This window comes from Microvirga puerhi, assembly GCF_020089865.1.
In the GTDB taxonomy this organism is placed as follows: Bacteria; Pseudomonadota; Alphaproteobacteria; order Rhizobiales; family Beijerinckiaceae; genus Microvirga; species Microvirga puerhi.
On the sequence record NZ_JAIRBM010000005.1, the window covers coordinates 256495 to 282121 of the forward strand.

The 25627-nt window shown below is 62.0% G+C and carries 28 protein-coding genes; 20 read left to right on the forward strand and 8 right to left on the reverse strand.

The window, feature by feature from the left end:
- Positions 1 to 47: 47 nt before the first annotated feature.
- The 13 genes from xdhA to K9B37_RS09140 all read left to right on the forward strand — a co-directional run bounded on the left by xdhA (position 48) and on the right by K9B37_RS09140 (position 12815).
- Positions 48 to 1535: a xanthine dehydrogenase small subunit gene (gene xdhA, locus K9B37_RS09080; RefSeq protein WP_224312760.1), complete on the forward strand. Its 1488-nt coding sequence runs from the start codon at positions 48 to 50 to the stop codon at positions 1533 to 1535.
- Between the two features lie 4 nt (positions 1536 to 1539).
- A complete protein-coding gene (gene xdhB, locus K9B37_RS09085; RefSeq protein WP_224312833.1) occupies positions 1540 to 3897 on the forward strand; it encodes a xanthine dehydrogenase molybdopterin binding subunit in 2358 nt (785 codons plus the stop codon).
- Positions 3894 to 4856, forward strand: coding sequence for a xanthine dehydrogenase accessory protein XdhC (gene xdhC / locus K9B37_RS09090; RefSeq protein WP_224312761.1), 963 nt, complete (start codon positions 3894 to 3896; stop codon positions 4854 to 4856). The genes xdhB and xdhC overlap by 4 nt, the downstream gene beginning before the upstream one ends.
- Before the next feature lie 156 nt (positions 4857 to 5012).
- Entirely contained in the window at positions 5013 to 5498 is a 486-nt protein-coding gene (locus K9B37_RS09095; protein ID WP_224312762.1) for a nucleoside deaminase, read from the forward strand.
- A 58-nt stretch (positions 5499 to 5556) separates the two neighbouring features.
- Entirely contained in the window at positions 5557 to 6153 is a 597-nt protein-coding gene (locus K9B37_RS09100) for an urease accessory protein UreE (protein ID WP_224312763.1), read from the forward strand.
- Positions 6154 to 6187: 34 nt separating this feature from the next.
- Entirely contained in the window at positions 6188 to 6658 is a 471-nt protein-coding gene (ybaK, locus tag K9B37_RS09105) for a Cys-tRNA(Pro) deacylase (protein ID WP_224312764.1), read from the forward strand.
- A gap of 184 nt (positions 6659 to 6842) precedes the next feature.
- On the forward strand, positions 6843 to 7313 hold the full coding sequence (locus tag K9B37_RS09110) for a methyltransferase family protein (protein WP_224312765.1): 471 nt from the start codon (positions 6843 to 6845) through the stop codon (positions 7311 to 7313).
- A 63-nt stretch (positions 7314 to 7376) separates the two neighbouring features.
- Complete coding sequence (locus K9B37_RS09115; protein WP_224312766.1) at positions 7377 to 8276, forward strand: GNAT family N-acetyltransferase; 900 nt, start codon at positions 7377 to 7379, stop codon at positions 8274 to 8276.
- 67 nt (positions 8277 to 8343) lie between these two features.
- On the forward strand, positions 8344 to 9357 hold the full coding sequence (gene dusA / locus K9B37_RS09120) for a tRNA dihydrouridine(20/20a) synthase DusA (RefSeq protein ID WP_224312767.1): 1014 nt from the start codon (positions 8344 to 8346) through the stop codon (positions 9355 to 9357).
- Between the two features lie 184 nt (positions 9358 to 9541).
- Complete coding sequence (locus K9B37_RS09125; RefSeq protein WP_224312768.1) at positions 9542 to 9790, forward strand: hypothetical protein; 249 nt, start codon at positions 9542 to 9544, stop codon at positions 9788 to 9790.
- A gap of 826 nt (positions 9791 to 10616) precedes the next feature.
- Positions 10617 to 10967: a hypothetical protein gene (locus K9B37_RS09130; protein ID WP_224312769.1), complete on the forward strand. Its 351-nt coding sequence runs from the start codon at positions 10617 to 10619 to the stop codon at positions 10965 to 10967.
- Between the two features lie 59 nt (positions 10968 to 11026).
- Entirely contained in the window at positions 11027 to 11815 is a 789-nt protein-coding gene (locus K9B37_RS09135; protein WP_224312770.1) for an ADYC domain-containing protein, read from the forward strand.
- Positions 11816 to 11963: 148 nt separating this feature from the next.
- Positions 11964 to 12815 carry a sulfite exporter TauE/SafE family protein gene (locus K9B37_RS09140; protein ID WP_224312771.1) on the forward strand — a complete coding sequence of 284 codons (852 nt, stop codon included), beginning with the start codon at positions 11964 to 11966 and terminating at the stop codon, positions 12813 to 12815.
- Here K9B37_RS09140 and K9B37_RS09145 read toward each other — a convergent pair.
- Genes K9B37_RS09145 through K9B37_RS09155 form a run of 3 tightly spaced genes read right to left on the reverse strand, consistent with a single transcriptional unit; the run spans position 12799 to position 14563 of the window.
- On the reverse strand, positions 12799 to 13515 hold the full coding sequence (locus tag K9B37_RS09145) for a retropepsin-like aspartic protease family protein (protein ID WP_224312772.1): 717 nt from the start codon (positions 13513 to 13515) through the stop codon (positions 12799 to 12801). The genes K9B37_RS09140 and K9B37_RS09145 overlap by 17 nt on opposite strands.
- A complete protein-coding gene (locus K9B37_RS09150) occupies positions 13512 to 13709 on the reverse strand; it encodes a DUF1289 domain-containing protein (RefSeq protein ID WP_224312773.1) in 198 nt (65 codons plus the stop codon). Before K9B37_RS09150 ends, K9B37_RS09145 begins: the two co-directional genes overlap by 4 nt.
- A gap of 17 nt (positions 13710 to 13726) precedes the next feature.
- Complete coding sequence (locus K9B37_RS09155) at positions 13727 to 14563, reverse strand: adenosylcobinamide-GDP ribazoletransferase (protein WP_224312774.1); 837 nt, start codon at positions 14561 to 14563, stop codon at positions 13727 to 13729.
- Positions 14564 to 14640: 77 nt separating this feature from the next.
- Between K9B37_RS09155 and cobT the strand changes: the two genes are divergently transcribed.
- The 6 genes from cobT to K9B37_RS24785 all read left to right on the forward strand — a co-directional run bounded on the left by cobT (position 14641) and on the right by K9B37_RS24785 (position 19842).
- Positions 14641 to 15666, forward strand: coding sequence for a nicotinate-nucleotide--dimethylbenzimidazole phosphoribosyltransferase (cobT, locus tag K9B37_RS09160; protein ID WP_224312775.1), 1026 nt, complete (start codon positions 14641 to 14643; stop codon positions 15664 to 15666).
- Complete coding sequence (locus K9B37_RS09165; RefSeq protein WP_224312776.1) at positions 15667 to 16197, forward strand: thermonuclease family protein; 531 nt, start codon at positions 15667 to 15669, stop codon at positions 16195 to 16197.
- Positions 16198 to 16269: 72 nt separating this feature from the next.
- Positions 16270 to 16920, forward strand: coding sequence for a uracil-DNA glycosylase family protein (locus K9B37_RS09170; protein ID WP_224312777.1), 651 nt, complete (start codon positions 16270 to 16272; stop codon positions 16918 to 16920).
- Entirely contained in the window at positions 16917 to 17708 is a 792-nt protein-coding gene (locus K9B37_RS09175; RefSeq protein ID WP_224312778.1) for an enoyl-CoA hydratase-related protein, read from the forward strand. Before K9B37_RS09170 ends, K9B37_RS09175 begins: the two co-directional genes overlap by 4 nt.
- 12 nt (positions 17709 to 17720) lie before the next feature.
- Positions 17721 to 17927 (forward strand): hypothetical protein, encoded by a 207-nt coding sequence (locus tag K9B37_RS09180; protein ID WP_224312779.1) that lies wholly within the window; start codon positions 17721 to 17723, stop codon positions 17925 to 17927.
- A 193-nt stretch (positions 17928 to 18120) separates the two neighbouring features.
- The gene (locus K9B37_RS24785; RefSeq protein ID WP_305072144.1) at positions 18121 to 19842 is read left to right on the forward strand and encodes a calcium-binding protein; all 1722 of its coding nucleotides are present in this window, start codon (positions 18121 to 18123) and stop codon (positions 19840 to 19842) included.
- Between the two features lie 194 nt (positions 19843 to 20036).
- On the opposite strand, the gene K9B37_RS09195 is transcribed toward K9B37_RS24785, so the two are convergent.
- The 4 genes from K9B37_RS09195 to moaA all read right to left on the reverse strand — a co-directional run bounded on the left by K9B37_RS09195 (position 20037) and on the right by moaA (position 24303).
- Entirely contained in the window at positions 20037 to 21089 is a 1053-nt protein-coding gene (locus tag K9B37_RS09195) for an AraC family transcriptional regulator (RefSeq protein WP_224312780.1), read from the reverse strand.
- A gap of 275 nt (positions 21090 to 21364) precedes the next feature.
- Positions 21365 to 22231, reverse strand: coding sequence for an NAD(P)-dependent oxidoreductase (locus K9B37_RS09200; RefSeq protein ID WP_224312781.1), 867 nt, complete (start codon positions 22229 to 22231; stop codon positions 21365 to 21367).
- A 151-nt stretch (positions 22232 to 22382) separates the two neighbouring features.
- Positions 22383 to 23168 carry an ABC transporter substrate-binding protein gene (locus K9B37_RS09205; RefSeq protein ID WP_224312782.1) on the reverse strand — a complete coding sequence of 262 codons (786 nt, stop codon included), beginning with the start codon at positions 23166 to 23168 and terminating at the stop codon, positions 22383 to 22385.
- A gap of 100 nt (positions 23169 to 23268) precedes the next feature.
- The gene (gene moaA, locus K9B37_RS09210; protein WP_224312783.1) at positions 23269 to 24303 is read right to left on the reverse strand and encodes a GTP 3',8-cyclase MoaA; all 1035 of its coding nucleotides are present in this window, start codon (positions 24301 to 24303) and stop codon (positions 23269 to 23271) included.
- A 115-nt stretch (positions 24304 to 24418) separates the two neighbouring features.
- Between moaA and K9B37_RS09215 the strand changes: the two genes are divergently transcribed.
- Positions 24419 to 24781, forward strand: a complete 363-nt coding sequence (locus tag K9B37_RS09215) for a gamma-butyrobetaine hydroxylase family protein (RefSeq protein ID WP_224312784.1) — start codon at positions 24419 to 24421, stop codon at positions 24779 to 24781.
- A 49-nt stretch (positions 24782 to 24830) separates the two neighbouring features.
- Here the strand turns inward: K9B37_RS09215 and K9B37_RS09220 are convergent, their stop codons facing one another.
- Positions 24831 to 25415, reverse strand: coding sequence for a L,D-transpeptidase (locus tag K9B37_RS09220; protein ID WP_224312785.1), 585 nt, complete (start codon positions 25413 to 25415; stop codon positions 24831 to 24833).
- Between the last annotated feature and the right edge of the window lie 212 nt (positions 25416 to 25627).

Consider the following 25627-nt stretch of genomic DNA (forward strand, 5'->3'; position numbering starts at 1 on the left):
CTCTTCGACCCGGCCCACCATGGCGGGCCGGGTTCTTCCGGCGGAGGATGATCGTGACACGAGAAGCGATCCGCTTTTGGCGGCATGGACGGCTGGTCGAGATTGCAGACTTTCACCCCCGCACCACGCTTCTGGATTACTTGAGACTGCAGCAGCGTCATTTCGGAACCAAGGAAGGTTGCGCCGAGGGCGATTGCGGGGCCTGTACAGTCGCGCTCGGTCGCGTGCGGGGTGGGCGCGTGCATTATGAGCCGGTCAATGCCTGCATTCTTCTGCTCGGGCAGGTGGATGGCGCCGAACTCGTGACCGTGGAAGATCTTGCCGTCGGCGGAAAGCTGCATCCGGTCCAGGCTGCGATGGCCGAGGGACATGGTTCGCAGTGCGGCTTCTGCACGCCCGGCATCGTCATGAGCCTCTTCACGCTCTATCACGGCGGCGAGCAGCCTCCGAGCCGAGAGGCCGTCAATGATATGCTTGCCGGAAATCTCTGCCGCTGCACCGGCTATCGGCCCATCGTAGATGCCGCTCTGAAGGCTTGTGCCGACGAACCTGCCGATGCGTTCAGCGCGAATGGCGCGCGCATGGCGGAGAACCTAGCTGCCCTTGCCGACGGCCGGAATGTCTTCATCGGCAACGACCGATGCTTTTTCGCGGCGCCCGCCACGGAGGACTCTCTCGCTGCGCTTTACGCGCAACATCCCGATGCCACTCTCGTGGCTGGCAGCACGGATGTCGGCCTCTGGGTGACGAAATCCATGGCGGATCTCGGGAAGGTCATCTGGCTCGGCCGCGTGGCGGGGCTCGACCTGATCGACGACGGCACCGAGACGCTCACCATCGGTGCAACTGCGACCCATGCGGAAGCCTTTTCCAGCCTGGCACGCATCGATCCCGATCTCGGCGAGATCATGCGCCGCTTCGGCTCGGTGCAGATTCGCGCCTCGGGAACGGTGGGCGGCAACATTGCCAACGGCTCGCCCATCGGCGATCTCGCGCCCGCTCTGATCGCGCTCGATGCCACCATCGAATTGCGGGGCGGCGCTGCGCTGCGCACGATCCCGCTCGAAAACTTCTTCATCGCCTATCGTCGACAGGATCGGGCCGCCGGCGAATATGTCCGGCGCATTCTCGTGCCGAAGCTCGCGGCGGATCAGGTCTTTCGCGCATTCAAGGTGACGAAGCGTTTCGACGAGGATATTTCCGCCGTCATGGCGGCCTTCCGCTTCACGCTCGACGGGCGCCGGATCGCCTCCGCACGCATCGCTTTCGGCGGCATGGCGGGGATCCCGAAGCGCGCCACGGAAACCGAGCGCGCTGTCGCGGGATTGTCGCTCGACGATCCTGGCCGCTGGGGCGAGGCGATGGCAGCGATCGCGCAGGATTTCCAGCCGATGGACGATCATCGCGCTTCGGCTGCCTATCGGGCGACAATCGCTCGCAACCTTCTCCTCAAGGCTCTGAGCGAAGCCGCTTCCGGCGAGACCCACGCCACGCGGATCATCGGACGGCGCGAGACACTCGCGGCGGCGGAGTAGGATGATGAACGAGACGTTCAAGCTGGAGAGGACGAGCGCCCCGCTTGCCGCGGAGGAGAGCGGGGAATCCATGCGCCACGTCCATCGCCCGGTGCCGCACGATTCCGGCGCCAAGCATGTGCAGGGTATCGCGCAATATATCGACGACATCCGCGAGCCGGACGGGACCTTGCACATCGCCATCGGCCAGTCGCCGAAAGCGCGCGGGCGGATCGTGTCCCTGGACCTTGCGATAGTGCGCTCGCAACCCGGCGTGGTAGCCGTTCTGACCGCCAGTGATATTCCCGGCAAGAACGACGTTTCGCCGAGCTTCGGCGACGATCCACTTTTTGCACACGCCGAGGTCAGCTTTCTCGGTCAAGCCCTCTTCGCCGTCGTCGCGACGACACGCGACGCTGCGCGCCGCGCCGTGCGGCACGCGGTGGTCGAGATCGCGGAGGAGGCTCCGAGCATCACTGTCGAGGATGCGTTGCCGCGCGATGAGACCGTGTTGCCCGACTACGCCTTCGGCCGCGGCGATGCTGAAGCCGCCATAACGCAGGCCACTTATCGTCTCGCTGGAAAGTTCCGGGTCGGCGGACAGGAGCATTTCTATCTCGAAGGGCAGGTCGCGCTCGCCGTGCCGGGAGAGGATGGCGATATCCATGTCTATTCCTCCACGCAGCATCCGACGGAGGTGCAGCATGTGGTGGCGCGCGTTCTCGATCTTCCGGACGCGTATGTGGTCTGCGAGACGCGGCGCATGGGCGGCGGCTTCGGCGGCAAGGAGAGCCAGGCGACGCAATGGGCCGTGACGGCCGCGCTCGCGGCGCGGGTGACCGGGCGGGCCTGCAAGCTGCGGCTTGACCGGGACGACGATTTCGTCCTCACCGGAAAGCGGCATGATTTCCGCTGCGACTGGCAGGTCGGGTTCGATGACGAGGGACGGATCGAGGGCTATGCGGTCGATCTTCTCGCCCGTTGCGGCTATTCCGCGGATCTGTCCGGCGGCGTCGTCGACCGCGCGATGTTCCATGCGGACAACGCCTATTGGATGCCCGCGGCGCGGATCGCCTCGAAGCGGCTCAAGACCAACACGGTGTCCAACACCGCCTTTCGTGGTTTCGGCGGCCCTCAGGGCATGCTCGCCATCGAGCACGTCATGGACCAGATCGCCTGGGCGATGGGTCGAGATCCGCTCGATGTGCGCTATGCCAATTTCTACGCGCCAGGCCGCAATTTCACACCGTTTGGCATGGAGGTGGAGGAGACCGACACGCTGGTCGATCTCGTGCGGCGACTGGAGGAAACATCGGCCTATCGCGCCAGGCGCGAAGAGATCGCGGTATTCAATGCGTCGTCACCGATCCTGAAGCGGGGCATTGCGCTCACGCCGGTCAAGTTCGGCATCAGCTTCACGCTGACCCATCTCAATCAAGCAGGCGCGCTGGTGCATGTCTATCAGGACGGCTCGGTGCACCTGAACCATGGCGGCACCGAGATGGGGCAGGGGCTCCATATCAAGGTGGCGCAGGTGGTGGCCGAGGAGTTCGGCATTACTATGGAGCGCGTGCGCATCACCGCGACCTCGACGGCGAAAGTGCCGAACACCTCGCCGACCGCTGCATCCTCGGGCTCCGATCTCAACGGCATGGCTGCACGCATTGCAGCCGGCGCCATCAAGCGTCGCATGGCCGCGTACGCGGCGTCTCTCTACGGCGTTGCGGAGGACGAGATCGAGTTCCGCGATGATCGTGTCTTCGTCGGCAACGAGAGCCTTTCCTTCACCGAACTCGCGAAGAAATGCGTTCTCGGTCGCGTGCCGCTTTCCGAGGCCGGGCATTATCAGACGCCCAAGATCACCTGGAACCGGGAAACGGCGACGGGCCGCCCGTTCTTCTATTTCGCCTACGGGGCCGCCTGTTCCGAAGTGATCGTCGACACGCTGACGGGCGAGAATCGACTTTTACGCGCGGATATCCTCCACGATGTAGGCCGTTCCCTGAATCCGGCCATCGACATCGGCCAGATCGAAGGCGGCTTCGTGCAGGGCATGGGTTGGCTGACTACGGAGGAGTTGGTCTTCGCCAGCGACGGGCGGCTTCTGACGCACGCACCCTCGACCTATAAGATCCCCGTGGCGTCCGACGTACCTGCGGATTTCCGCGTGGCGCTCTATCCCAACAGCAACCGCGAAGAGACTGTCTATCGCTCCAAGGCGGTCGGCGAACCGCCGCTCATGCTGGCGAACAGTGTGTTCTGTGCCCTGTGCGATGCGGTGCATTCCGTCGATCCAGCCAAACCGGTACCGCTCGATGCGCCGGCGACTCCGGAAGCAATCCTGCGCGCCTGCGAGGCCCTGCGGGGGAGGTCGATGGGGTGAGGACCTGGCGCCACCTCGCCGATCTTCTCGAGACCCATGGCGCGGCCGCTCTGGTCAGCGTCCACGACGTGAAGGGCTCTGCGCCGCGGGAGACGGATGCGCGGATGGTGGTGCGCCCTGACGGCGCGTTTTACGGCACCATCGGCGGCGGCCAGCTCGAGATGAAGATGCTCGCGATCGCAGGAGACATGCTGCGGCAGGGCCGGCAGCCGGCGCGTTTCCTGGATCAGGCCCTCGGGCCCGATCTCGGCCAGTGCTGCGGCGGACGCGTCAAGATCCTGATCGAGACCTTCGACAAGCGGGACCTCCAGGATATCGCGCCCCTCGTTGCTGCGGAGGCCGAGGAAAGCCCGTTCACCGTCGAGTGCCGCCTCGACGACGGCTATGTGCGGCGGGAGATCTCCTCCGCCGTCGGCGACGATTCATGGACGGGCTGGCGGGAGGTTCACGGCGAGGCCCGCACGCCGGTCCTGCTTTTCGGCGCCGGCCATGTGGGGCGCGCTCTGGTCCTCGCGCTTGCGTCGCTCCCGTTCCGGGTTCGATGGCTCGATACGCGTGAGGATGTCTTTCCGTCCCACATCCCGTCCAATGCCAGGCCCGTCCTGATGAAGGACCCGGAGGCCGAGATCGCGCAGGCGCCGCCCGATGCCTTCATCCTCGTCATGACACATGACCACCCTCTCGACATGGCGATCACGGCGAGCGCCCTGAGCCGCGGCTTCCCCTATGTCGGGCTCATCGGGAGCGCCACGAAGCGCGCCCGCTTCGAGAAACGTTTCCGGGAGCTGGGACTGGAGGAGAGGCGCCTCCGTGATCTGGTATGCCCCATTGGCCTCCCAGGCATCGTGGGCAAGGAGCCGGCGGTGATTGCCGCCTCGGTGGCGGCGCAGCTGCTTCAGGTGAGGGAAAAATCCCTCCTCGTCATTCCGGGGCCGCACAGCGGAGCCCGGAACCCATAGCCGCTGACGTTCTAGGATGAAACGCAACGGCTGCCATGGTGTCTTCTTCTTCAACACTGGTGGTTATAGGTTCCGGGCTCGCCTACGACGCCCCGGAATGACGGAGCGATCCGAAACCTCTCGCTTCCGCCTCCGGCAGCCGCTAAAACCCTTTTCATGACCCATACGACACCCGAAGATCAGCAATATCTGTCCCGCGCCGTTGCTCTGTCGCGGGAGCACATGGACAACGAGGCCGGAGGTCCCTTCGGGGCTGTGATCGTCCGGGACGGCAGGATCATCGGTGAAGGCTGGAACCAGGTGACCTCCACCAACGATCCGACGGCCCATGCCGAAGTGGTGGCGATCCGCCGGGCCTGCGAGGCCGTCGGCGATTTCTCGCTCCAGGGGGCCACCATCTATACAAGCTGCGAGCCATGCCCCATGTGCCTCGCCTCGGCCTATTGGGCCCGGGTCTCGCGCATCGTCTATGCCAATACGCGGGAGGATGCCGCCGAGATCGGATTCGATGACAGCCTGATCTACGACGAAATTCCAAAGCCCGTGTCTGAGCGCATCATTCCCATGGATCACGTGCCGAGCCTCGAGGCCAAGGCGGTGTTCGACGCCTGGATGCAGAAGCCCGATAAGATCGCCTATTAGCAAACCCTCCCGTTCCTCCTATCTACGGTTTCCGTTCACGCGCTTTTCGAGAGAACCCATGTCCCGTGCCGCCACCATCGTCCGCAAGCCCGCCGTGAAGCCCGACCGGGTCGTGGATACGATCACCCTCGATCATGAGGCCCGCAGCCGCCGTCATGCACATCTGACTGCTGAGGGCGGCACGGCGATCCACCTTGATCTGGACATGGAAACCACGATCCATGACGGCGACGCCCTGCGGCTCGAGGACGGTCAGCTCGTCCAGGTGAAGGCGGCACAGGAAGATCTCCTGGAGGTGCGGGCGGAGAATCCTTTGCGCCTCATGCGCCTCGCCTGGCATCTCGGCAGCCAGCACGGTCTCGCGGAGGTCACGGCGGATGCGCTCTATATCGAGAATACGCCGGCCCTGGCGGAACTCGCCCGCGGCCAGGGCTGTGTGGCGACGCCGGTGAAGCGTGCCTTCAGGCCCGAGCAGAGTGCGCACCACTGTGACCATGACCATGATCACGGGCATCATCAGCACGGCCACCACCATCATGATGAGCACGGCCATCATGGGCATGAGCATGGACATGACCATGATCATCACCACCACGAGCACGGTCATGATTGCGGCTGCGGTCACCATCATCACGGGCACAAGCACGATCACTGATCGCGCGCCCGTCGTTTCCTGATCCGAGACGGCCATGTCCAAGACCACCCGCGCGACGCTCGTCCTGCAACAGGCGGGCGTGGCCTTTACCGTCCACAGCTACGACTACGATCCCAATGCCGAGCGGATCGGCTTGCAGGCCGCGGAGGCGCTGGGCGCCGACCCTAACAGCGTCCTCAAGACCCTGATGGTGCTGGTCGATGCAAAACCCGCCTGCGCGATCGTGCCCTCCGATCGCGAAGTGAATCTGAAGAAGCTCGCCGCTTCCCTTGGCGGAAAATCGGCTCAGATGATGAAGCCCGCCGATGCGGAGCGGCTCACCGGCTATCACGTGGGCGGCATCAGCCCCTTCGGACAGAAGAAGCGGGTGCCGACGATCATCGAGGAGAGCGCCTTCGCCCATGAAAGCGTCTTCATCAACGGCGGCCAGCGCGGTCTTCAGGTGCAGCTGAAGCCTGCCGACGCCGCGAAGGTTCTGGACGCCAAGAAGGCAGGTGTCGTTTAGGCTTCAGCGGTCGGTGGGTATAGGCGCTGCAGCTTGCCATGCCAGACTTCGAGCCTGGGTCATGCTTGAGCGTTATTTTCAGGTTTGCCTCAGCCTTTCCTTCAAAGGATCCATTGGTGCGCCTTGTCTTCGAAAATGCTTGGCTGCAAAGTGATATCGATAAGGACCTTGGCTTCGCAGTCCCATGGCTGACACGGCAGATACCGCTCAAGTCATCATCCGGCCGCCGCTTGCTTGGGGGCTTGCCGTCCTTGCCGGGCTTGCACTCAACTGGCTTGTCCCCTTGCCCTTCCTGTCGGCCGGCCTGCCTGCTGGTTGGATCGGAGCGGCGGTGTTCGTTCTCGCGCTGATGCTGGGCGCCTGGGCCATCGTCACGATGACCCGGGCCGGCTCGAATGTTCCCACCAACCTGCCGACCACCACAATCGTCGAGAGCGGACCATACCGCTTCACGCGCAACCCCATCTATCTCGGCATGTTCCTGGGTCTGATCGGCTTGGCCATTGCGTTCAACAGTCTCTGGCTGCTGATCATGCGGGTGCCCTTCGCGCTCGTTATCCGCTATGGCGTAGTCGCCCGCGAGGAGGCCTATCTCGCGCGCAAGTTCGGCGATGCCTATCGTAACTACCGCTCGCGGGTACGGCGCTGGCTGTAACGCCTCCCTGATGAATCTGCGACCGGCAGTCCTATCATCGTAGTCCGCCAAGGGGTGATGCTTATGCCGCTCGTTTTTCGACCCGCCTGTGCGGATGATTTACAGCGAGCCCAGGAACTCGTCGTTCGCAGCATCAACGACTTAACCGAACGTCACGGGTTCGGGCCGATGGCGAGCGTGCGGCGCCCCGATTTTCAATTGTTTTCCCTCAAGGACGATCCCGACGGCTTGTGGGTGGCGGAGGACGACGATGAGATTGTCGGCTTCGCATTCAGTTGGGCGGACGGCGATCTGTGGTTTCTCGCAGAGCTTTTCGTCGCGCCCGGTCAGCAAGGCCGCGGCGTTGGTAGAAAGCTGCTGGCACACACCCTTGATCATGCCAGTAAATCAGGGGCCGCCACCAAAAGCCTCATCACGTTCACATTCAATGTCGTGTCGCAGGGACTCTATATCCGGCATGGAATGCTGCCGCGCCTGCCGATTTACTTGTTCAGTGGCGTGAGCTCCGACCTGACGGCTGATCAGCACGACGGTAAGCTCCGCTCCATAGCCATCGACCCTTCGCCCTCGCATCTCAACACTTTGGCGCAACTCGATGTAAGCGCCTTGGGGTTCTCACGCGAGAAGCATCACCGCTATCTTCTGAACGACGCCTCGATGAAGGGCGTTTTTCTCCACGACGGCGGCGATTGCGTCGGCTACGCTTACGTTGCGACGACTGGTCACGTAGGACCCCTGGCGGTCACGCAAGCGCACCATATGAGCGCAGCCTTCAGGACGGCGCTGAACTTGGCGGCAACGAGCGGCGCCGGACATGTGTCGGCATTCCTGCCCGGCACCAGTGAAGCTCCTGGTATCGCTCTGAAACATGGAATGCGGATCACTTTTCCTATGGTCCTGGTTTCAACGCACGAGTTCGGCGATTGGAGGCGGTATCTCCCGCGAAATCCGGGCTTCATGTGATCGATGTCGGCGATAGAACTTGCTGCCCATCGTTGCATTGGACGGATAGAGCCTATACGCGGTTGATATGGAATGGAAATTCAGCATCGCCCCGATGATGGACTGGACGGACCGGCATTGCCGGGCGTTTCACCGGGTGCTGTCGCGCCGGGCGCGGCTCTATACGGAAATGGTCACAACCGGGGCCGTGATCTTTGGGCCGCGGGAGCGGCTGCTCGGCTTCGATCCGTCGGAGCATCCGGTCGCGGTGCAGCTCGGCGGGTCGGATCCGCAGGAGCTGGCGAAGGCCGCCCGGATCTGCGCCGATTTCGGCTATGACGAGGTCAACCTGAATGTCGGTTGCCCTTCGGACCGGGTCCAGAACGGCCGTTTCGGCGCCTGCCTCATGCAGGAGCCGGAGCTGGTAGGCGACTGCGTGGCGGCCATGAAGGCGGCAGTCCGCCTGCCGGTCACCGTGAAATGCCGCATCGGCGTCGACGATCAGGATACGGAAATGGCGCTGGACCGGCTCACCGATGCGGTGGTTGCGGCCGGCTGCGACGCGCTTACGGTTCATGCCCGCAAGGCCTGGCTTCAGGGCCTGTCGCCGAAGGAGAACCGGGACATTCCGCCCCTCGATTATCCGCGCGTCTATCGCCTGAAGCAGGCACGGCCGGACCTGCCCGTGGCGATTAACGGTGGTATCAAGACCATGGGCGAGGTCCGCGAGCATCTGCGGTACGTGGATGGGGTTATGCTCGGTCGTGCGGCCTATCAGGATCCGGAGATCCTGCTTGCCGTCGATCCGGACCTTCACGGCGACGCCGCGCCCGTGGCCGATGCCTTCGAGGCCATCGAGGCCTACGAGCCCTACATGGCCGCGCGGCTCGCCGAGGGGGAGCGCCTGCACAGCATCACCCGCCACATGCTCGGCCTCTTTACCGGACGGCCCGGCGCCCGTGCCTATCGTCGGCACCTCGCGACCGAGGCCATCAAACCCGGCGCCGGCCTTGAGACGCTGCGCGAGGCAGTAGCGCAGGTGTCGCGTGCAGAAGAGCGCTTGGCTTATGGGCAGTCCAGCCCAGTTTTCGCGGATAGCTAAGAGAAGGTAGCGTTATTACTTCAGGTTGAGTTTACTAAACCTGAAGTATAGGCACGTGCGATATAATACATATCAGTGTTTAGACGACCAAAATATCCTTTACTGCAACATTGTTCGGTATATTTTCTTCTTGCACTGAGGCCAAGCCTGGGCTTGGTCGATTTGTCAGATAGAGGAGAACGATATGCGCGTTCGAATGTGCATGGGACTTTTGACCCTAGCAATTGCGGTTCCTATCGCGAGTCAGGCAGGCGCTGCCATTGTCGCTAACGGACTAACGGCAAATGGGCTCACTGCAAACGGACTTACTGCGAATGGTCTTTCCTGGAATGGTCTCTCGGCGAACGGGCTTGCCACGACTGGGGCAAGGACCGGCAGTGTCAAAGCGAAATCGGTGATCCTGAAGGACGGGGCGACCGTCTCTCTGAAGTAAGCCATCGACGATATCGCCACATCGACGAGCCCTCCTGCTCCGGCAGGGGGGCTTTTTGCATTGGGCGAACCGATCGCTAGGCCATTTGCTAGTGGCGGGTGTCGAATGATGGCGTTTGTCCACGTGAGGAGTTGGACACCTGTCTGTCGCAGCGAAAGCTGCCGCGCGCTCGTAGGGTTAATAACCTATTCGAGATTGAATTCCGCGGAGATGTAGCAGCAACCTAAAATTGTTTGCTCATTGAGCATGTAATCGAAGGGTGAATCATAAGAAATTTGAGCCAAAAAGCTTTAATTAGTGACTTTATAACTTGACAGTAATGATATTAAGTTGATGATCCTCTGCGTCAGCGTAGTCATTATCCGAGCTGCGCAGGCATCCCCCTCATCGGGCAACCTCTCATGGAGAAGACGATGTTTAAGCGCTATCCTGCCATGTAAGTCTCCGACGACGTCTTCATATTGAAGGGCCCCTCTGCTCCGGCAGGGGGGCTTTTTGTACTTGGGCCATCGGGGCCCGGCCATTTGTCGCCATATCTCAAACGGTGGCGTTTATCCGGCAACGGACGACCGTATATTTACTTGCCACAGCGAAAGCGGCATCGGGCACGTAGGGTTAACAATCTATTAAGGAGCCAATTCCGCAGAGAAGGTTCCTACAACCTAAGATTTATTAGCCTATTGTGTATGTTATCTAAGGATGAATTATACAAATTTTAAACCAACGAGCTCCATCTGGTGACTTTATAACTTGACTGTAACGATATTAAGTTAGTAATCATCGACGTCAGCATGGCCATTACACACGCTGTGCAGGCAACCCCCTTATGGAGAAGATGATGTTTAAGCGCTTTCATTTCGTAATGCTTGGAACGGCGATTACTTTTTTGACAGCAACGGGTGCAGGTGCCCTCGAGACTGCCAACGGCCTCAGCGTGAATGGCCTGAGTGTCAACGGCCTCAGTGTCAACGGCCTTAGCGTGAATGGTCTTAGCGTCAACGGTTTAAGCGTGAACGGGCTCAGCGTGAACGGCCTGAGTGTCAACGGTCTCAGCGTGAACGGATTGAGCGTCAATGGGCGCGATGCACAGGGCAGGGCGCTGTCGTCTGTCGCTCTGCGTGACCGGCAGCCTGCTTCCCTTCTGCTGCAGGACGGTTCGCTCGTCCATCTTCGCTGAGAGCGGGCATCGAGGCCTTTCCATGAAGGAGAGGCCTCATTTCCGAGGAGGGGTCCCCGATGCGCCATCTGACAAGGATCGTTCTGGGGCTTCTTTTGAGCCTGGGCTTCTCGAACCTCTGCTCCGCCCTCGATGGAAGCTTGCGGATGGATGGCGCCGATCTGGCGCTCCATCTGGAAGACGGACGTGTTCTCATGCGTGACGGCCTCGTCGGGCTGACGTTGAACCTCGCGACCGGGAGCGGGAACGCCTCAATCCACATCGACAGCGTCGCGATGGACGACACAGCCATACGCGGCCCTATCGCGCTCTTCAGTCTGTCCCAAGCGCAGCCCGATGGCGCGTCGGAGAATATCTGCCAGCCCGATCCGAAAGGTCGGCGGCTCGCGCTTGCACTCCCCGATGAAAACGGCGGCTTCAGCTTCACATGTACCAGCGGAGCTGAAGGAAAATGCGTGCTGATGGGATATCGGCCCTGGGAATCCCGGGACGGCGTTCCCTTGAAGGATCTGCATCGCGCCTGCATCCACATGCTTCGCGCCGATTACGGCGGTGACGATCATCCGACGACCCGCAACGGCACGCTCGTAGACATCTACGACCGCTTCGGCATCCAAACATCGGAGCCGAACGAGAAGCTCTCATTCGAAGCGGCATGGGGGCCTGACGGCGCACTTTGCGTGGCGCATCCGCGGATTCCGGAGAACATCACACTCTCTGCTCTGGCGGAGCGCTATCCTCGCTTCTCCGGACATCTCGGGCCGGATTCCTGCACGGAGCAGTCCATGCGTGCGGAACCGCGCGCGTTGCTTTTCAACAGGTCGGCCGCCGACGTGGGAAAGCACTAGCGGCGAGCGAGATCCGGCGCAGCGTACCGCGGAGCGCTGCCGATATCATTTGCCCGGCGGAACAGCATAGCCGACTTTCGCCTGACTTGCCGTAACGGGTGATCTCCGCCACAAATCCGGCGGCACTTATCTTGAAAGATCTCTCCTGATGCTCGGCATTTCTCTCTTCGACCTGTCCTGGCTTATCGTCGCGCTTCTCGGCGCGGGCGCGATCACGGGACTTCTCGCCGGCGTCTTCGGTGTCGGTGGCGGGGCCGTGGCCGTGCCGATCCTTTACGAGCTGTTCCGGTTCGTCGGCGTGCCGGAAGAGGTGCGGATGCCGCTCTGCGTCGGCACCTCGCTTGCCATCATCATCCCGACCTCGATCCGCTCCTTCCGCGCCCATCAGGCGAAGGGGGCTGTCGACATGTCGATCCTGCGCGTCTGGGGGATCCCTGTCGTCGTGGGCGTGATCATGGGCAGCGTCGTCGCCCGCTATGCACCGGCGGATCTGTTCAAGACGGTGTTCGTCGTCGTGGCTGGCATCTCGGCCGTTCGGCTGCTCTTCGGCAAGGATACCTGGCGGTTCGGACTCGATATGCCGGCAAGACCGATCATGATCGTCTATGGCTGGATCATCGGCGTGCTCTCGGCCCTCATGGGGATCGGCGGCGGTCAGCTCTCGAACCTGTTCATGACCTTCTACAATCGGCCCATCCACCAAGCCGTGGCGACCTCGTCCGGACTCGGCATCCTGATCTCGATCCCCGGCGCGCTCGGCTACATCTACGCGGGCTGGCCGCGCATGGCGGAATATCCGAACGTGACCGCGCTCCAGCCGCCGCTGGCGCTCGGCTATGTTTCACTCGTCGGCTTTCTCCTGTTCATTCCGACCAGCACGTGGATGGCTCCGATCGGCGCACGCCTCGCGCATCGCCTGTCCAAGCGGAAGCTCGAGATCGCGTTCGGGCTTTTCCTGCTGTCGGTCTGCGTCCGCTTCTTCTTCAGCCTGCTGGGATAGGCTCCTTCGGGCGCAGGATCAGCCGGTTGCCGCGCACCTCGTAGGACGTGAGCCGTTCGAGAAACGTCATGCCGAGCAGATTGGCGTGAAGGGCGCCTGACCGGGTCACGAGCGCATGGACATTGCGCTCCGTGATGGACCCGATGGTGAGCGAGCCGATGATCACCGGCGCCGCCATCGCGATGCCGTTCGCAGTCGCCACCGGGATCGAGAAGTTCAGATCGTCGTCCTTGAAGCCGAAATCGGCCGCGTGCTCCGCGCGCAGCACGACGGTTGAGGCGCCCGTGTCGAACACGAAGCGCGTTTCGTGGCCGTTGACGCGGCCGTTCAACAGGAAGCTGCCGTCGCTGCGCTTGGCCGCCACGATCTCGCCCTTGTCCGTCATCACCGCACGACCGTCCGCGATGTCGCCGATGGCGCGATCGAGCACCATCTGCAGGTCGTCGCGGGCCGAATAGGTGACGAGCCCCGCAATCAAAAGGCCGCCGCTCACCGCCAGCGTCTCGATCCCGTGAGTCCAATGACGAGAAAAGCCGTCCACGATGGCGGCCGCCATGTAGAGGCTGCAGCCGAAGAGGCCGAGAAGGAGCGCGAGCTGGGTCGGTTGGAGGCTGGCGACGGGCGTCTCGCCCATGGTAGCGACCAAAAGGCCTGCAGCCAGAAGAGCGCCGCCGAGAGGGCGGATGCCGGGCATGCTCATTCGGGATCGCTCCCGCCGAGGGCGAAGGCCTGGCGCATGCGTTCGGGCAGCTCCGCCATGATGCGCAGACGTTCTTCCTCGCTGAGGCGAAACCACTGGGCGATCTCTTCGCGCGTGCGGCCGCAGCCCTCGCACAGGCCGGTTTCAGCATCGAGAAGGCAAACGCGAATGCAGGGGCTGGAGGCGCGGTTCATGTCTTCCCATCATGTCGTTACGGACGAAGCGCGATCAAGAGGCCGATCAGCGCAGCCATCTCCGCCACCTGCTGCGCGGCGCCCGCGATATCGCCGGTCTGCCCCTGAATATGACGCCATGCCAATCGCATGAGGCCTATTCCCGAAAGCCCGGCGAACAGGATCATCAGGGCGATTCCGGAAACCGGGAGACCGCCCGCAAGGCCAACGAGGAGAGCAAGGCCGGCCGACAGGGCGACTGCGAGCCAGAAGCTCTCCCGGGCAGGCTGCCCGACGGCCTGCGCTGCCCCGTCCGTTCTTGCTGGAGGCAGGAACACCAGCGGCACGAGACCCGCGACCCGGGACAGGGCGGCAACGATGAGCACGGCCGCCGCGACCGCCGTAGCGTCGGTTCGAAGGATCAACGTCGCCAATGCCGTGATCCGGAGGGCAAATCCGAGGACCAGCGCGCACGTCCCGAAGGAGCCGATCAGGCTGTCCTTCATGATGGCGAGACGCCGCTCGCGGGTCGCGCCGCCGAAGCTGTCTGCCGTATCGGCAAGACCGTCCTCATGAAACGCACCCGTGGTGATCGTCGCAGTCGCAATCGCAAGGATTGCTGCAAGCCAGGGACCGAGATCGAGCCAGAGCGCGAGGACGAGAGCGCAAGCGGGAAGGAGTCCGAGAACGAAACCCGCTAAGGGCAAGATGCGGACGATTCGTCCGAAATCCGGAAGTCCATGCGGATTTCGTTCCCATGAAAGGACAGGAACCGGAAGTCTGGAATAAAAGCGTAAGGCACACGCCAAATCAGCGATTCCCGCCTGCCATGCAGACAGCGAAAGGCTGCCTGTTTCGTTCAATCGGTCGGACATGCTTCACCCCGAATGGATCGACCGCTATAGGTCACGCCTCTTCTGTTGCGCAATGCCCGACCGGGCCGGAGCCTTCCATGACCGCACCTGCGACCTCGCCCTTCGACGATATTCGTCGCCTGATCACGACGATGCCGGGGCCGGATGAGGCAGCGGTGGCGGCCGTGCGTCAGCGCGACGGGCAGTTGACCAAGCCTGCGGGGAGCCTTGGCCGCCTCGAATGGCTCGTCGAGTGGCTTGCGGCCTGGCAGGCCAAGGCCACGCCGACCGCGGACCGGCCGCTCGTCTGCGTCTTCGCCGGAAGTCATGGTGTGACCGAGCGGGGTGTGTCCGCGTTCCCGGCCTCCGTGAACCGCCAGATGTTGGAGAACTTTTCCGCCGGTGGCGCGGCGATCAATCAGATCTGTGCGAGCCTGGGCCTCGGCTTCAAGGTTTTCGATCTGGCCATCGACATGCCGACCGGCGACATCGTCGTGGAGCCTGCGATGGACGAGAAGGCTTGCGTCGCCACCATGGCATTCGGGATGGAAGCCATCGCCGGCGGCACGGATCTGCTGGCGATCGGTGAACTCGGGATCGGCAATACCACTATCGCGGCTGCCATCTACGCAGCACTCTATGGTGGCGAGCCGGCGCATTGGGTGGGCCGTGGCAGCGGCGTCGACGAAGAGGGAATGACGCGCAAGATCGCAGCGGTGGAAGGGGCGCTCGCTCATCATCGCGATCATCTGAAGGATCCTCTCGATGTCCTCCGTCGGCTCGGTGGACGCGAGATCGCCGCCATGGCGGGTGCTATTCTCGCCGCGCGTCTGCAGCGCATCCCGGTGATTCTCGACGGCTACGTGGCGACGGCGGCGGCAGCGATCCTCCATGCCATCCATCCGGCCACCATCGACCATTGCATCGCCGGTCACCTCTCGGCCGAGGGGGCTCACCTGGAGGTGCTGGAGCGGTTGGGCAAGATTCCGCTGCTCGCCCTCGGCATGCATCTTGGTGAGGGCAGTGGCGCGGCCCTCGCAATGGGGATTGTCAAAACTGCCGCTACGGTACATCGTGACATGGCGACTTTCAGCCAAGCCGGTGTATCGGAGCGGTTGCCCTGAATGACCTCACGTATCTTCCGCCAGGGTCGTCTCGCCCCGAAGCCGTCCTGGCTCGGCAGCCTTGCTTCACTCTGTCTCGCGTTCCTGCTGGCCGGCATCGCGCATCTGTTTCTGGAGCGCAGCGAGCGCGTGATCTCGGGGCACGCCTTCGCGATCGATGGCGACACGATCCGGATCGGCAACAGCAAGATCCGTCTTAAAGGAATCGACGCGCCCGAACTCACACAGTCCTGCATCCGGGAGGGACGCCCCGTCCTCTGTGGCGAGAAGGCCCGCGACACGCTGCTCAGCATGATCCTCAACCAGAACGTGGAATGCCGTGTCAGTGGGCGCGACCGTTATCAACGGGCGCTCGCACGCTGCTATGTGAACGGGGAGGATATCGGGGCGCGCATGGTGGAGAAGGGCTGCGCCGTCGCCTACGGCGATTATCGTCTCCTCGAAGCCAAGGCCCGTTTGCAATCCCTCGGGCTTTGGGGAACGGAATTCCAGCGGCCGCAACAATGGCGACGGAACAACAACGTCTATTGAATCATCGCCTGTGACCTCGTGTCGTGGCGCGAAGACCTCGCAGGAAAAGGTCTCGATTCCCATCTTCGCGACATGGCTGCAGTCAATGATTTCGATCGTCTCGCCCGGCGCCTTCGGGCATGCCGGATCTGCCGGGATGCCCCAAGGTTCGGCTCCGCGCTCCCCCATGAACCCCGTCCGATCCTGCAGGGAAGCCCGACGGCGCGGCTCTGTATCGCCAGCCAGGCACCGGGAACCAGGGCCCATGCGAGCGGCATCCCATTCTCCGATCGCTCCGGGATCCGACTGAGGCAGTGGCTCGGCCTCGACGAGGCCGCCTTCTATGATGCGACCCGGATCGCCATCATTCCGATGGGCGCATGCTTTCCAGGCCAGGATTCGAAGGGCGGCGACCTGCCGCCGCGACGAGAATGCGCCGAGACGTGGCGCGAGCCGATCTTCGAGGCTCTTCCCAATCTGGAGCTGGTTCTGCTGATCGGCCAATACGCCCAGGCATGGCATCTGGGTGGCGATTTCCGCGATGGCCTCACACGAACGGTCATGCGCTGGCGCGAAATCCTTTCTTCGCCGCAGCATCCGCGCATTCTGCCGCTGCCGCATCCTTCCTGGCGCAACAACGGCTGGCTCCGAACCAATCCCTGGTTCGAGGCCGAGCTTTTGCCCGTGCTTCGGGATCAAGTCCGCACTATGCTCGCGCCGGACCTCGAGGAGCCGGCGGCATGAGCCTGACGACCCTGCGCGTTGCGACCGAAGGATCGGTTGCTACCATTACCCTCGCGCGGCCCGAGAAGATGAACGCGCTCAATGCGACGATGCATGCGGAGTTGCGCGACACGCTCGATCGCTATGCCCAGGACCACGCGATCAAGGTCGTCGTCCTGACCGGAGAGGGGAGAGCCTTCTCCGCAGGGCAGGATCTGACGGAGAACCTGCCGCGGGACGAGAAGGGGCGCGTCGATCTGGGGCCGCCGCTGGCGCGCGACTACAATCCCCTCGTCCTGAGCCTCGTGAATTATCCCAAGCCGACCATCGCGGCGCTGAACGGTGCGGCGGTGGGAGCGTCCATGAACATTGCGCTTGCCTGCGATATCGTGGTTGCCGCGCGCTCCGCCTATCTGCAGGAGGCCTTCGCGAAGATCGCGCTCATTCCTGATGCAGGCGGTACCTGGATCCTGCCGCGCCTCGTCGGCCCGAAACGGGCGCTCGCGCTGATGCTGTCCGCCGAGTCCATTTCGGCCGAGGAGGCGAGGGCGATGGGTCTCGTGTTCAAGGTTTTCGAGGATACGACCTTCCGTGAGGACCTGTCCGCCTTCGCTGCAGGGCTCGCCCGCGGGCCGGCTCTCGCCTATCGGCTCACGAAGCAGGCAATGGCGAAAAGCCTCTCGAGCGATCTCGAAGCTCAGCTCGTGCTCGAGGCCACGTTGCAGCGTGAGGCTGGTTTCAGCCATGATTTCAGCGAAGGCATCAGTGCCTTTCGCGAGAAGCGGATTCCGAAGTTCGAAGGACGGTGACGGAGATCAGCGATGCGCATCACCTATATCATCCTGGCTCTTCTGGTCTTCAGCGTTGTGCTCAGCATGCTGATCTCGCAGGATCCGGAAAGGTCTGCCGCTCTGTCGCAGATGTACCGGAACGCTGCGTTTTCCGGTGAAACCCGCCAAATCATCATCGCAGCCCTCGCGATCGGCATAGGCGGCTTCATCGTCTATTTGACCATGACGCGGCGATAGCTGCTCCTCCCGGCAACGAACGCGTTCATCTCGCACCTGCGGGATTTCCGTAACGGAAATAGTCTGGATCGGACACGAGTTCGCTGTCCGAGCGCGGTTTTCACATCAACTTGAGTCGAAAGGAGCCATCGAAGCTCTTGCATAAGCGCGTCATATTTTCTATTCAGAACGTAATAACGTATAGGATTGCTAGATGACGACTATCACTTCAAACCTCATGACCACCGCCGATTTCGATCACGGCTACGACGTTGCCGAACTCGATCCCGTCACCATTGCTTCCGGCGTCACGGTCTCGGCCGGCGGTGCCAACGCGGCGGGCATTCATGGCGCTGCGGCGGGACAGGTGACACTGAACGCCAACGCTCTCGTCGTCAGCGGTCTCTCGGATGCCATTTCGTTCGACGGGGCCGGATACATCACCCTGAATGCCGGCAGCACTGCAATTGCCCATCGCTACGGTGTCTTCTTCACGGGAAGTGACAACACGTTGCAGAACTTTGGTGCGGTCCTGAGTGAGACGACTGCAGTCCGAGCCAACGGGTCATCACAGATCATCAATGAGGGCTCGCTCACCGGCGCGAACGGCCACGGCGTATGGATCGATGGAAGCGGCGTCCTCCTGAGCAACAGCGGCACCATCGAGGGTAGTCAAACGGGCGTCTTCGTCGGCGCGACGACAGGCTTTGCATCGATCACGAACAACGGGACCATCCTCGGCGGAACCCAGGGGGCGCTCCAGGTTTCCAATGGCACCGTCGCCGTCTCACTCGACAACAATGGCAGCATCGTCGGCAACGTCATTTTCTCCGGCGGCAATGACTTCTACGACGGGCGCGGCGGACATGTGGACGGGCTGATCGCGCTTGGGGCAGGGAGTGACCGCGCCTATGGCAGCACCGGGATCGACACCTATCGCGGCGGCGCCGGCAACGACACCATCGACGGCGGTGGCGGGAACGACATTGCGCTTTATTCCGGCTCCCGCGCCGACTACGACCTGACCACCGCCAATGGCGTCACCACCATCGCGCACAAGAACAACGGCGCCGACGGCACCGACACCTTGAGCCATGTGCGCTTTGCCAAGTTCGAGGGCGATAACACCACGGTCACGCTTTACAACACCGCCCCCGACAGCGTGCGGCTGACCACCGGCAGCGTCGCCGAGACCGCACTGGTCAATACGGCGGTCGCGTCGGTTGCCGCCCATGACGCAGAGGGCGATGCCCTGACCTATACGCTGATCGATCCCACCGGCACCTTCCGGCTCGACGGAACCAGCCTGATTCTCAATCGTGTCCTCGACTACGAGACCCAGGCGCATCAGATCGCCGTCAGCGTGACGGCCAAGGATGCCTATGGCGGCACGACCACCCAGAGCCTGACGCTGGATGTGCTCAACATGGTTGAGACCAATCCCCTGACTTTGATCGGCACAACCCTAGCCGACAGCCTCACCGGCGAGGCCGGCAATGATGTGATCAAAGGGCTTGCCGGCAACGACACGCTCAAGGGCGAAGCGGGCAACGACAAGATCTATGGCGGGCTGGGCAACGACCTGTTGACTGGCGGCGCGGGCCAGGACGTGTTCGTGTTCGACGCCAAGCTTGCCCGGACCAATGCCCTCAACAAGAAGCAGAACCTGGACAAGATCACCGACTTCTCGGTCAAGGACGATACGATTCAGCTGGCCAAGGGCGTGTTCAGCAAGATCGCCAAGAAGGGTGTTCTCGCCAAGGCTGCGTTCTACGCAGGCGTGAAGGCACATGATGCCGACGATCGGATCGTCTACAACAAGAAGACCGGCGCGCTCTCTTACGATGCCGACGGCAATGGAGCGAAGGAGGCGATCCAGATCGCCATGCTGACCAAGAACCTTAAAATAACCGAAAAGGACTTCTTCGTCATTTGAAGAAGGGCTTCCGGATTTCGTCCTCCCAGATCTCGGAACATCCGAGATCTGCTCATTGAATATGCATCTCCGAGCCGCCGATTCTCGCCGCGGTGAGAGCTGTGGTGAGGGTAACCCTCCGAGTGTTCAGCTCCTTCCCGCGCTTTGAACGTTGCAGGTTTCTTTCTGACGATCTTTTTCGTTGTTTCCGTTGGTCAGGCGCCCTTGAGCAGGGTTTGACGCGGCGTCGCGCCGAAGGTGCGTCTGTAGGCCGTCCCGAACTCGCCCATGTGGGTGAAGCCACATGCAAACGCGATCTCGGCCACGGTCGACACTGTTGGATCTGCGACCCGCAGGGTGTGATGCGCTTTCTGCAGCCGGACAGAGCGCAGGAATGCCATTGGCGTCATGCCGCGGAAATTCTGGAAGCCGTTCTGCAGGCTGCGGGCGCTGATTCCCGCATGGCTGGCGATGTCGGCAAGAGACAATGGCTCGGCAAAGTATGCCTCGATATAGGCTTCCGCCCGCTTCACGTAGAAGGGTACAGCGGCAGGTTGAGGCTGGAGCAAGGCTTCGGAATAGTTGTGGCGATGTCCGAGGAGAAAGCTTGTGAAGAGCAAATGCTCGAGATGCTGCCAAGCGGCTGGCACATATCTGATGGGAGAATCCGGATAGCTGAGTTCCGCAGATGCATGCTGCACGGTCCGGAGCCAACTGTGCCCAGATCCAGTGCCTAAAGGAACACAGGTCTCCAGATTGAGACGCTTATCAAGATCTCGCCCGAGCAGCTTCGCGCAGTGTTCCGACAGCCGTTGACGGTCCATGAAGAGAGCGCGGGCGTCGCAATCCTCCGAGAATTGTAGCGTATGTGTTGGTCCAGCCGAAAAGACCAGGCCTTGCACTTCCGAGATCGCAAATTCGTCCCGCCCGCTGCGCAGCTGGGCATTTCCTTTGGAGGCCATGACGAAAGCGATGTTGTTGTGGCGGTCGTCAACGTCTTGAGGGGGGAAATCAATGGACAACTTTTGTCCGAAGTGGACGCCGAAGAAACCGAGTTCCTGCGTTCCATGAAACTGAAATGCGCTGTCGAGTTCTCCCATCCGGGTCATCGGGACGAGCCGCTGTGCCGAGACGAACTGACTCAACATCTCTTCGAGTTCGTCGATCTGGCTAGTCGTGCGATGATGATCCACAATGAACTTGTGGGTTCGATCCGGTACAGGCTGGAGAGAATCCTGGCTCTCTCCTGGGGCAATCGTCCTGTCCATGGCGCAACCCGACAAACACACTAAGCTTGCATGAAGGATATACCGTTGTCCATTGGAGCTCCTTCAACACGCATCGAAGGCTTCTTTCTTTGCTAGGCCGCACTTTTGACGATGAACCGGAGCTACTTCACTAAAAATGTTTTGGCCGAGATAACGTGAATGGTTCACGTGCAAAAGAATCGGCCTGAAGCATTGCACTGCAGGTGATTTTCAGTTGTGAGCGGGGCTGAGGCCGGCAGACATTTGCGCAATAGCTGGCCCCACCGCGAGACATCTCACCGCTCGAGCCTCGAGATCAGGCTCGACGTGTCCCAACGGTTGCCGCCTTTCGCCTGCACTTCGGCATAGAACTGATCGACCAGAGCGGTCACCGGCAGGCTGGCGCCGTTCTTGCGCGCTTCCGCCAGAACGATGGCGAGGTCCTTGCGCATCCAGTCGACGGCGAATCCGAAATCGAACTTGCCCTGGTTCATGGTCTTGCCGCGGTTCTCCATCTGCCAGGAGCCGGCGGCACCCTTGGAAATCACGTCGAGCACGGCCTCGATGTCGAGGCCGGCACGCTTGCCGAAATGAATGCCCTCGGACAGCCCCTGAACGAGGCCGGCGATGCAGATCTGATTGATCATCTTGGTGAGCTGGCCTGCTCCCGCGGGGCCCATCAGCCGGCAGGCGCGGGCGAAGCTCATGATGACCGGCTCGGCCTTTGCGTAGGCTTCCGCGTCGCCGCCGCACATCACCGTCAGCACGCCGTTCTCGGCGCCCGCCTGTCCGCCCGAAACCGGGGCGTCGACGAAGGCGGCGCCCTTCGTCTTGGCTTCCTGATAGAGCTCGCGCGCCACTTCGGCGGAAGCGGTGGTATGGTCGACGAAGATGGTGCCGGGCCGCAAGGCTTGGAAGGCGCCGTCCGGGCCGAGCGTGATCTGACGCAGGTCGTCATCGTTACCGACGCAGGCGAACACGATGTCCTGATTTTCCGCCGCCTCACGGGGTGTCCTGGCCGCCCGGCCGCCGTTCTCGGAGACCCACTTGTCGGCCTTCGCAGCGGTGCGATTATAGACCGTTACCTCGTGTCCCTTGGCCTTCAGGTGCTTTGCCATGGGATAGCCCATGACCCCGAGACCGATGAAACTGACCTTCGCCATCACTTGCTCCCTGAACCGAGGACTCCGGTTCTAGAGGTGTTTCCACGGGCGTGGAATCATCTCTTTTTCATTTGCCGCATTTTTGACGGCGAACCGGAACCACTTCGCCGAAAAATGCTCTATGGAGTGTGCGAAGGCGCGTCAAACAGCACTATTTGATATCGAAGGAAAAATACTTGGTGCGGATGCGGTCGTAGGTGCCATCGGCGATGACCTGATCGATGGCCTTGTCGAACTGGTCCTTGAGCGCTGTATCATCCTTACGCAGGCCGACCCCGTAGAATTGGCGCTTATAGGGGGGCGTGCTCGGTGCGGGTCCCACGATCCGGCAGCATTCGCCCTCTCGCGTCTTCAGGAACTCCGACAGGGCGCGCTGTCCGCCGAACACCGCATCGATGCGTCCGACGAGCAGATCGAGATTGGCTTCCACCGGAGAACTGTACGGAATGATCTCCGAACTCCTGTAGAATTGTTTAAGATAGTCCGCGTGGTCGCTGCGATCGGCCGCGCCGATCTTCTTGCCGGCCAGCGCCAGCGGCGTCACGCGCGAGATGGAACTGTCTTTGGGCGCGATGAAGACGGCTGGAATGTGATAATAGGGCTTGGAGAACATAATGCGCTTCTGGCGCCGTTCCGTGATCTCGAGCGACGACATGATCGCATCGTAGTCGCGGTTCACAAGCCCGCGCATGATCCCGTCCCACTCGTGTTGGATCAGGGTGCAATTGGCCTTCATGGCCTCGCATAGGGCCTTGCTGAGATCTACCTCGAAACCCTGGAGTTCGTTGTTCTCCATGTAGTTGAAGGGCGGATAGGCGCCTTCGACGGCAATGCGGATCGACGGCTTTTCCTGCGCCGTCGCGGACAGGCCCGAGGCGAAGAAGATGCAGAGGCCCGCCCACGCGGCCAGTCGGCGCCCGAAACTCAACACGTTCACGATGTTATTGCCTTGAATGTCGTCGCGATATTCCTGGAAGCTGATGAATAGTCAAGAATCCTTCCCGGCCTATACTGTCGCGGGATAGTATTCTTATGAGTTAGCCGCCGGTAAGGCTCATGTGACGAGCCATGGCCGGCCGTGCATGGCGGCGGTCGATCACGAAGTCATGCCCCTTGGGCTTGCGGGAGATCGCCTCGGCGATGGCCTGCCGAAGCATAGCGTCGTCGGACGAGGCCCTGGCCGGCCCCCTCAGGTCTGCGGCATCCTCCTGGCCCAGGCACATGAAGAGCTGTCCCGTGCAGGTTAGCCGGACCCGGTTGCAGCTCTCGCAGAAATTGTGAGTCATCGGGGTAATGAAGCCAAGCTTGCCGCCGGTTTCGGCGACACGCACGTAGCGGGCGGGACCGCCGGTGCGCTCGTCGATCTCCTCGAGAGAGAAACGCTGCGCAAGCTGTGCCCGGACGAGGGACAGAGGCAGAAACTGGTCGATCCGCTGGCCGTCGATCTCGCCGAGCGGCATGACCTCGATCAGAGTCAGGTCCATGCCCCGTCCATGAGCCCAGGTGAGAAGCGTCGCGATCTCGTCCTCGTTGACGCCCTTCAGGGCGACGGTGTTGATCTTGATCTTCAGTCCGGCCCGTTGGGCCGCGTCGAGGCCCTCCTGCACCTTCGCGAGATCGCCCCAACGAGTGATGCGATGGAATTTCTCCGGATCGAGGGTATCGATGGAGACATTGATGCGTCTGACACCGCAGGCGGCGAGCTCCTCCGCGTAGCGGGAGAGCTGCGATCCGTTCGTGGTGAGCGTGAGTTCATCGAGGGCGCCGGAGTCGAGATGTCGCGACAGGGAGCGGAACAAACTCATGATGTCCCGCCGCACCAGGGGCTCGCCACCCGTAATGCGCAGCTTGCGCACGCCGTTGGAGACGAAGACGGAGCAGATCCGGTCAAGCTCTTCGAGAGTCAAAAGATCCCGCTTCGGCAGGAACGTCATGTTCTCGGACATGCAATAGACGCAGCGGAAGTCGCACCGGTCCGTCACCGACACCCTCAGATAGGTGATACCCCGGCCGAAGGGGTCGACCAGCGGGCGGAACGCGGAGGGGAGGGGCTCTGTCTTGCTTTCCGGCATATGATGCCGTTCCTTTGCGGTTCTCGCGGCGGACTGCCTCTAGGGTAGTTCTTGCCTTCACGGTAGTTATCAAGCAGCTAGCGTCAATTCACAAAGCAGGCAAATGAGGCGGAACATGGCATCGGAACGGTGGCCGACGGAGCTGCGCCTCGCGCAGGACAAGCGCAGCCTGCGGATCATGTTCGACGACGGCACGAATTTCGACCTTCCGGCCGAATATCTGCGGATATCGAGCCCATCTGCGGAAGTGCAGGGACATAGTCCGGCCGAGCGGAAGACCGTTGCCGGCAAGCGCAATGTGGAGATCATCGGTGTCGAGCCGATCGGCAATTATGCCGTCAAGCTGACCTTCGACGATATGCACGATACCGGTATCTATGGCTGGGACTATCTCTACGAACTCGGGAGCGAGCAGGAACAGCGACTTGCCGCCTATCTCGATGAACTTGCGGCGAAAGGGCTGTCGCGGGATCGCTAGAATACGTCGTGAGGCGCACTGTCACCTGCGCCTCACGATGATTATCGGTTTATCGCTGCACGACGACCCGGGCGCCGACCTTGGCGCGGCTGTAGAGGTCGATCACGTCCTCGTTGGTCATACGGATGCAGCCGGAAGAGACGGCCTCGCCGATGGTCTCCGGCTCGTTCGAGCCGTGAATTCGGTACATCGTGCCGCCGATATAGAGAGCGCGGGCACCGAGAGGATTGTCAGGTCCGCCGACCATGTAATGGGGCAGGTCGGGGCGGCGCTTGAGCATTTCCCGCGGCGGGCGCCAATCCGGCCATTCGCGCTTCATGGTGACCGCGTGGCTGCCGGCCCAGGTGAAGCCGGGGCGGCCGACGCCGATGCCGTAGCGAAGAGCTCTGCCGTCGCCCAGAACGAAATAAAGCCGGCGCTCGCCCGTCGAGACGATGATGGTGCCGGGAGCGTAGCGGCCGTCGAAAGCTACGATCTCGCGGGGAATCGGGGATGCCTGCGCGTTCAGCGCTTCTCCAGGCGTATAGAGGGGCTGACGGGTCAGCGGATCGATTGCGGTGAAAGCTGCGGCCGGCGTCGCAAGAGCGGCGAAGGCACAAGCAAGCCCAAGCAGGGCAGCGCGGGTGCGTCCCATATTTGCCTCGAATTGAACATGTATGAAGCGGGTTGGTGAAGTCTCAACGCAATGGCCGCGTTTCGGATCCGTGGGATAACAAAGGTTCGGCAGTAAATCACCGGAGCCATTGCCTCATTCTCGCCATATCCTAACCGGGAAGTTAAAGCCCTGCTGACACAGTCGGCATGCGAGAAATGTCATGGCTGGGGCGTTGGAACCGCTTGACGCCA